Origin of the sequence: Capnocytophaga sp. oral taxon 863 str. F0517, assembly GCF_000466425.1 — a bacterium.
GTDB lineage: Bacteria > Bacteroidota > Bacteroidia > Flavobacteriales > Flavobacteriaceae > Capnocytophaga.
In genome coordinates, this window is sequence record NZ_KE992111.1 from 1,449 (window position 1) to 2,293 (window position 845).

General features: G+C 31.5%; 1 protein-coding gene and 1 pseudogene. Both read right to left on the reverse strand.

Annotation, left to right across the window (positions count from 1 at the left end):
- Positions 1–628, reverse strand: a 628-nt coding sequence (locus HMPREF1551_RS13840; RefSeq protein WP_021627700.1) for a hypothetical protein, incomplete at its 3' end; no start/stop codon positions are given.
- Between the two features lie 113 nt (positions 629–741).
- Positions 742–845: pseudogene (locus tag HMPREF1551_RS13605) on the reverse strand (IS1595 family transposase); the annotation flags it as partial.

Below are 845 nucleotides of genomic sequence, written 5' to 3' on the forward strand. Positions count from 1 at the left end.
AAATACAAACTTCATCAAATCTTTTTTGAATCAGTTTCATCCACTCTTCTGAATTCCCGTCATTAAGTATCTTTCTGATCTTTTGATGAAAAGCGACCACCTTTTTCTCTAATTTATCCTTATCCCATTTACGAAGGTCTTGACCTTTGCTCCAACCTTCTAACTCATAAGGCAATTCTGTAAGCTCTACATCCCACTCTTGCTCAAAATAAGGCACATCCTCCTTAGGGGCTACAATAGGAAGGGCTACATCTGCTTTGTAATTTAGTATCTCATCGGTCTCTTTATTTCTGATGTAGCTGCCAAAAAACAAATTACATCTCCTAATATTCTCTACTGTTACCAAAGTATCTCCTCTTCTAAAAAGTGGAAATATCTGTAATTTTATTTTACATTTCCCATTTTTTAATACATAAGGATTTAAATCTATGGCTGTGCCCAAAGGCATATTAAGTTCCGAAGCTTTTATATCATTTACATAAACAATTACTGGAATATTGGTTGTTATATCAATCATATAAGTTATTTGTTTTTCCAAGGGTATTTGTTGTATTTTCATTTCTCCTGTATTTTGTGCATTATGACAATTAAACAATAAAATTATAAATATAAAAAGTATTTTTTTCATAAGTTAATCTAATTTAAATTCATACGAAAATCCTTCGTGGATTAAATATTTTTAGAGGCGTCTATTTAGCTACATACTAATTGACTTTGGGAAATGTGAGAACGCTCTACAATATCTCCACAGATATTACAAGTACGTGAAAAATCTTTTCTGACTTGGTATTTTTTATGACCACATTTGCGACAGCAATATCCATCTTCCCACTTTAAAGAAGCTA